This is a genomic window from Allobosea sp. P1_A7 (assembly GCF_056406775.1).
In genome coordinates this window covers 50,015-57,030 of sequence record NZ_JBFTZN010000009.1, presented here as the reverse complement: position 1 = coordinate 57,030, position 7,016 = coordinate 50,015, and the positions used below count along the sequence as shown (strand labels likewise).

At 63.9% G+C, this 7,016-nt stretch carries 6 protein-coding genes; 5 read left to right on the top strand and 1 reads right to left on the bottom strand.

Annotated elements, in window-relative coordinates:
• The coding region (locus tag AC1D34_RS02610; RefSeq protein ID WP_476823421.1) for an HNH endonuclease at positions 1-794 on the top strand (794 nt) is incomplete at its 5' end.
• A 156-nt stretch (positions 795-950) separates the two neighbouring features.
• On the opposite strand, the gene AC1D34_RS02605 is transcribed toward AC1D34_RS02610, so the two are convergent.
• Positions 951-1,529 (bottom strand): cupin domain-containing protein, encoded by a 579-nt coding sequence (locus AC1D34_RS02605; protein WP_441505941.1) that lies wholly within the window; start codon positions 1,527-1,529, stop codon positions 951-953.
• Between the two features lie 358 nt (positions 1,530-1,887).
• On the opposite strand from AC1D34_RS02605, the gene AC1D34_RS02600 reads away from it, so the two are divergent.
• From AC1D34_RS02600 to AC1D34_RS02585, 4 genes are read left to right on the top strand one after another with little or no spacing between them, the layout of a single operon-like run.
• Positions 1,888-3,510: an amidohydrolase gene (locus AC1D34_RS02600; RefSeq protein ID WP_476823420.1), complete on the top strand. Its 1,623-nt coding sequence runs from the start codon at positions 1,888-1,890 to the stop codon at positions 3,508-3,510.
• Between the two features lie 12 nt (positions 3,511-3,522).
• Complete coding sequence (locus tag AC1D34_RS02595; RefSeq protein ID WP_476823419.1) at positions 3,523-4,464, top strand: ABC transporter permease; 942 nt, start codon at positions 3,523-3,525, stop codon at positions 4,462-4,464.
• Positions 4,464-5,372: an ABC transporter permease gene (locus tag AC1D34_RS02590; RefSeq protein ID WP_441489746.1), complete on the top strand. Its 909-nt coding sequence runs from the start codon at positions 4,464-4,466 to the stop codon at positions 5,370-5,372. Before AC1D34_RS02595 ends, AC1D34_RS02590 begins: the two co-directional genes overlap by 1 nt.
• 27 nt (positions 5,373-5,399) lie before the next feature.
• On the top strand, positions 5,400-6,989 hold the full coding sequence (locus tag AC1D34_RS02585; RefSeq protein WP_476823418.1) for an ABC transporter substrate-binding protein: 1,590 nt from the start codon (positions 5,400-5,402) through the stop codon (positions 6,987-6,989).
• The last annotated feature ends 27 nt before the right edge of the window (positions 6,990-7,016 follow it).

The following is a 7,016-nucleotide window of genomic DNA, read 5'->3' as shown; positions in this document are numbered from 1 at the left end:
TCAGTGACTGGATCGTCTACTACGAGCCGCGCAAAGTGGCGAATACGCGCGGATACTTTGCCATCGCCAAAGTTCAGCAGGTCATTCCCGACCCAGCCGCACACGACATGTTCATCGCGGTGATCGAGCCTAACAGCTATCTCGACTTCGCCAATCCGGTCCCCTTCGCTGACGAGAGCGGTGTCATCGAGCGCGGCGTCCTAAACGACRAGGGCCGGATATCGGGGCGAGCACAAGCCGCAGTGCGGCCGATCTCATCGGCCGACTTCAACCGTGTTCTCGCCCTCGGCCTCGACGATGCGGAGCCACTCCTGCCGCGAAGCGATGACCCGAACGTCGCCGGCGGGCTTGCGGAAGAGCAGGCTCCCTTTGTCTTCGATCAAGCCCGAGAGCGGTTGACGATCGCGCTCTCGCGGATCGTGCGCGATCGAGCATTTCGCCGAACGGTGTTGCGGGCCTATGGTGAGCGCTGTGCGATCACTGGACTCAGGCTGATCAATGGTGGCGGTCGTGCCGAGGTCGCTGCCGCTCATATTCGCCCCGTGGAGGCGAACGGGCCGGACATCGTCAGCAATGGGCTTGCGCTTTCGGGAACGGCGCATTGGATGTTCGATCGCGGGCTGATCAGTCTGTCCGATGACCTGGACATTCTGGTCTCGCGACATGCGAACGACGTCGAAGGCATCCGCGCCTTCGTGAACCGAAGCGGCCGCGCATTTGCGCCCGCGCGGCCCGTTGAGCGTCCGCATCCTCACTTCCTCAATTGGCACCGCGAGACCTGCTTCAAGCAGTAACGAGATTGCCAAGTCGCCCTTCGCCTGCGCGATCGATCAACGCGGCGGCAGCAAAGCGGCCGAGGTCCTTTGATCTCGCGCGCAGAGGCGTTTGAAAACGACCATCGACGATCCTGGGTCCTCCTCCGGCGAGGCGCCGCCAATCGCGCCCAGGCCTCAAAGATAGGGCGGCGTGCAGGCGCTCACGACCTCGCATCGCGTCGCGCCGATATTGCGAAAGCGATGGGGGGTGCGGCTGTCGAAGAGATACGCATCGCCGGGGCCAAGGATCTTGATCTGTTCGCCGACGGTGATCTCGAGCTCTCCCGACAGGACCACCCCGCCTTCATGGGAATCGTGCTTCAGCATGGTCACGCCGGTATCGGCGCCGGGCTCGTAGGATTCATGCAGGATCTGCAGGTTATGCGCCTTGGCGTCGCCGACCTGTCGGAACGACATGCGGCCCTCGCCGCTGCCGCCGCTGACCTGATGCAGGCGCGATGTCAGGTCGAGAAGGTCGTCCGCCTCGAAGAACACCTTGCCTCGCGGCACGCGCTCTTCGTCAAAGAAATTCACCATCGACATCGGGATGCCGTCGAGAATCTTGCGTAAGGACGCGACCGAGGGACTGTTCCGATTCTGCTCGATCAGCGAGATCAGGCTGTGCGTCACGCCCGAGCGAGCTGCCAATTCACGTTGCGAAAGCCCGGCAGACGCCCTGATTTCCTTCAATCTTCCACCCACGTCAAAACTCATGACCGGTCTCCGCCCGTCTTCGTTCCATCACGCAATGCCTGCAACCTGATCCGCACAGCCTGCAGCGCTTGCCTGCTCAGCGCCCCTTGCGCTGTTAAATATTCTGAGCAATGCTAGCCCCAATCCAATAAGAAAATGACTCCGAGGAAATATCAAGGATGGAAGAGTTTCTGCGGCTCGAGACGGCTGCCTAGAGCATATTCCATTATCTGACAGAGCTGAACGTCGTGGATTTAGTGCGCTAAATCTGCGTTACGCTACGCGTTTGCTTGCGTCTGGCAAGTTGCGCGCGCAGCGGTGTCAATCATTACAATGCAGCAGTGAGCGTAAGGTTATGATTCAAGCGGACACCGTCTTGTTGAACGGCCGCATCTTCTGCGGTCTGGCCGAGGGTTTCGTCGAGGCCTTGGCGGTCAGGGACGGCACAGTCCTCGCGGCAGGTTCGGCTGAGGAGATCTCGAGCCTGCGGGGGGCGGGCACGCGTGTCATCGATCTGGCCGGTCGCGTTGCGATTCCCGGCCTCAACGATGCGCATATGCATCTGCTGCCGCTCGGCGTCAGCATGAACGAAATCAATCTGCGGCCGGAAGAGGGCGTACGCAGCATCGACGAGGTCCTGCGCCGCGTTGCGGCGGTGGCCAGGACGAAGAAGCCAGGCGAGTGGGTGCTCGGGCGCGGCTATGATCACAATGAACTGGCCGAGGGCCGCCATCCCACCGCCGACGAGCTCGATCAGGTGGCGCCCGACAATCCGGTCTATATCAAGCGCACCTGCGGCCATGTCGGCGTCGTCAACAGCCAGGCTATGCGCAAGGCCGGCATCGGCCACAACACGCCGAGCCCCGATGGCGGCTTGATCGAGCGGCGCGACAACAAGCTCACCGGCCTTCTGGCTGAAAGCGCCATGCGCCTGATCGTCGAGGCGATGCCGAAACCCAGCCACGCGGAGCTGACGACGGCCATCGAGCAGGCCGGCCATTACATGCTGTCGCAGGGCTTCACCAGTGTGATGGATGCCGGCGTCGGCATGCTGGCGGGCATGGCGGAGATCGAGGCCTATGAGGAGATGGCCCGCACCAACCGCCTGCCGGTGCGGACCTGGGTCTGCATCTATGGCAATGCCGACGGGATCGGCGATGCCGCGCACGCGGCCAGATACCGCTTTGGGCGGGAGGTCGGTCTCCTGCGCTACGGCGCCATGAAAGTGTTCGGGGACGGAAGCGCCGGCGGTCTGACGGCGGCGATGAGCCAGCCCTATCGCGTCGGCGACCCCGACAATCGCGGCATCTTCATCTATTCCGACAAGGACATGCACGGTTATCTCGCGCATTATCACAGGCTCGGCTACCAGCTCGCGATTCATGCCATCGGCGACGCTGCGATCGAGCAGGTGCTGTCGGGGATCGAGCAGGCGGACAGTGCCGAGCACCCCGTCCTCGGGCGTCGTCACCGTATCGAGCATTGCGGCTTCCTGACCGATGGCCAGCTCGCCCGGATGGCAGCTGCCGGAATCGATCCCGTGCCGCAGCCGGTGTTCATCTACGAGTTCGGCGATCTCTACGTGCATAATCTCGGGCAGGAACGGGCGGATGCCTCCTATCCGATGCGCAAATGGTTCGATGCCGGTGTGCATCCCGCTGCAAGTTCGGATGCGCCGGTCTGTGCCACGGACCCATTCAAGAACCTCTTCACGATGGTCACGCGCCAGACCAAGCGCCACACGGTGATCGGTGCGGGGGAGCGCCTGACGATGGAGGAGGCCGTCCATGCCTATACGGCGATCGGCGCCTATACCCAGTTCGCCGAGGACCGCATGGGACGTCTCGTGCCGGGGCAGCTCGCCGATATCGCGGTTTTGTCGCACGACATCTTCGCGGCTCCGGTCGAGACCGTCGAGATGGATGCGCGCTGCGATCTGACGCTGCTGGGCGGCGAGGTGGTCTATGACCGGCTCGGCCAGTTCGCAGCCGCAGCGCAGTAGGGGGAAGCCGGAATGCTGCGGCACACGCTGCAACGGCTGCTGCTCGCGCTGCCGGTCTTGTTKGGGGTTCTCCTGCTGGGCTTCCTGCTCATGCAGGTGGTTCCGACCGATCCGGCGCAGGTGCGGGCGGGGCCAACCGCCACACAGGACATCGTCGAGGCCATCCGCCGCGATCTCGGGCTCGACCAGCCGCTCTGGAAGCAGTTCCTGATCTATGTCGGGCGGTTGCTGCAGGGCGATCTCGGCGTGTCGATCATCAATAATGTGCCGGTCGTCCAGGAGCTCGGCAACACGATCGGGCCGACGCTCGAGCTGATGGTCGCCTCCCTGATCTGGGCCATTCCGCTGGGCATCGCCATGGGCACGGTCGGCGCCTATTTCCGCGGCTCGATCCTTGATCGCGCCATCATGGCGGTGTCGGTCGCAGGCGTCTCGCTGCCGGTGTTCTTCCTCGGCCTGGCGCTGATCTGGCTGCTCGGCTTCAAGTATCCGCTGCTGCCTTTCACYGGTCGGATGGGGCCGTTCTGGACCTGGGACGGCTTTCTCGCGATCATCCTGCCGGCCATCACGCTGGGCGGCGTCTTCGTCGGCCCCGTCGCGCGCATGACCCGCAGCTCGGTGCTCGACGTGCTGGGAGCGGATCACGTCAGGACGGCCCGCGCCAAGGGGCTGACCGAACGGGCCGTGGTCATGCGGCATGCCCTGCGCAATGCGCTCGTTCCGGTCGTGACGCTGATCGGGCTGCAGATCGGGTTCCTGCTCGGCGGCGCCGTCGTTACCGAAACCGTCTTCAGCTGGCCCGGCATCGGCCGGCTGGCCGTTGGCGCGATCCTGTCGAGCGATCTGCCGATGGCGCAGGGCACGATCATCGTGCTGTCGCTCGGCTTCATCCTGATCAACCTTGCCGTGGACGTGCTTTATGCCGTGCTCGACCCGAGAGTGAGGGGCGCCTGATGAGCTCCATCACGCAGACGCTCGCGAAGGGGCAGGCGGAATCGCTGCCGACGCCAGCGACCGAAGACTTCATCGTCCGCCGCCCGTCGGTGCTGAGAATGCTCGTCAGCGATGTCGGCGCCTGCATCTCGCTGGTGCTCGTGGTGCTGGTGATCGCGGGGGCGATCTTCGCGCCCTGGCTTGCGCCGTCGGACCCCTATGGCGGCGATCTCGCCAATACCCTGAAGGCGCCCGGCGAGATGGGCCTGCTGGGAACGGACGGGCAGGGGCGTGACATGATCACGCGGCTGCTCTTCGGCCTGCGCACCACATTGCTGATGGGGTTCGCTTCCGTCGTCTTCGGCTGTGCGCTCGGTGGCCTCGTCGGCTTCGTTGCGGCCTATTACACGCGGGTGTCGGGCCTGCTCATGCGCCTGATGGACGTGCTTCTGTCCTTTCCGGCCATCCTGTTCGGACTGGCCATCGCAGCCATTTTCGGGCCCGGGCTGACCGCGGTGATCATCGCGCTTTCGATCGCGACCGTGCCTCTCATGGCGCGCGTCGTGCGCGGCTCGGCCATCGTCGTGCTGCAGCAGGACTATATCGAGAGCGCGCGCTCGCTCGGCATGAGCGACGCACGCATCATCTTCAAATATCTGCTGCCGAACTGCCTGTCGGCGATCTTCGTGTTCGTCACGCTACGATTCGGCCAGGTCATCCTGCTCGGCGCGGCCCTGTCGTTCCTCGGCCTTGGCGCGCAGCCGCCAACGGCGGAGCTCGGCGCGATGGCGGCGGACGGCCGCAACTTCCTGTTCTTCGCGCCGCATGTCTCCGTCCTGCCAAGCCTGGTCATCTTCGTGGTCGTGCTGGCCTTCAACGTTCTCGGCGACGCGCTGCGCGATGCTCTCGATCCCAAGCTGCGCAAATAGACGCAGAATTTCCGGAGGTTCCCTCACATGAATAGGCTTACCGCACTGCTTCTCGGCAGCGCCGCCGCTGTTGCGGCCACCGCCGCGCCCGTCTGCGCCCAGCAGAAGGCACCGTTGTCGATCCTGCGCGTCATCGACGCGGATAATTACGATCCGATCCGCTCGACATCGACGGCTGCGGCCGAAGCGCTCTACATGCTGGCCGACACGCTGGTCAGCGTCGATTTCGACATGAAGACGATCAAGCCCGGTCTGGCGGAATCCTGGACGGTCTCTCCGGACGGCGCGACCTACACGTTCAAGCTGCGCACCGATGTGAAGTTCTGCGACGGTCGTCCGATGACAGCCGAGGACGTCGTCTATTCGCTGAAGCGTTGGACCGATCCGGCCAACAAGTCGCCGGTGTCGTTCCGCGGCGGTCAGGTCAAGGACATCCGCGCGGAGGGCGATGCGACCGTCGTCTACGAGCTGAAGGAGCCCTATAGCGACCTGCTCTTCCAGATCKGCCTGTCCTTCGCTTCGGTGGTCGACAAGAACGCGGTCGAGAAACTCGGCGCCAATTTCGGCGTGCAGGGCTTCAACGCGACGGGACCCTATTGCTGGGTGAAGTGGACCCCGCGGCAGGAACTCGTGATGAAGAAGAACCCCCACTACACCTGGGGGCCGCCGATCTACAAGGATCCGAAGCCGCAGATCGACGAGATCGTCTGGAAGATCATTCCTGAGTCGAATACGCTGATGGCGGCGATCCAGGCCAAGCAGGCCGACGTCACCTACTACATGCCGTATATCGCGCTCGATACGATGCAGCGTATGCCCGGCATGCAGGTGCRGCGGCAGGACAACTATATCTACGACATCTTCATGGGCTTCAAGGTCGACAAGCCCATCTCCAGCGAGGGCGTGATCCGCGAGGCGGTCAACATGGCCGTCAACAAGGACGCCATCGCGAAGGCGATCTTCTTCGGCAAGGGCCAGACCCTGCCGGCACTCCTCAATGCGAGCGTCCTCGACTTCGACAAGGACGCAGCCGCCAAGATGCCGAAATATGATCCGGCGGCGGCGGCCAAGCTCCTCGATGCGGCTGGCTGGAAGGCTGGTGCCGACGGCATCCGCGAGAAGGACGGCAAGAAGGCGACCTTCACGGTCTACGGCATCCGCAACGACGTCAATCCGCGGATCACCGAGGCCATGCAGGCCGACCTGCGCAAGGTCGGCATCGACATGAGGATCCAGCTCTGGGATGCGACGGTTGCCTGGGGCAAGCTCGCCACGCAGGAATTCGACGCCTTCGTGATGGCCTATCCCTATGTGACGGCGACCGAGGCCTTGAACCTCTACTTCAACAGCCGCCAGGCGCCGACCCCGAACCGGATGAACTGGAAGGACCCGAAGACCGACGAGATGCTGAAGGCTGCGGCAACGGCCGTCGATGCCGACAAGCGCAAGCAGGCGATTGGCGCCGTCCAGACCCAGCTCACCGAAGCCAATGTCTGGGTGCCGCTCGTCTCGCAGCCGCTCTGGGTTGTCTCGGGCGACCGCGTCGAGGGCGTGCGTGCCCACGGTGWCTATGGCGCAGGTCTCTACAAGGGCCTCGACATCAAGCTGAAGCGCTGAGCGCTTCGATGCGGCGCGGGGGAGACC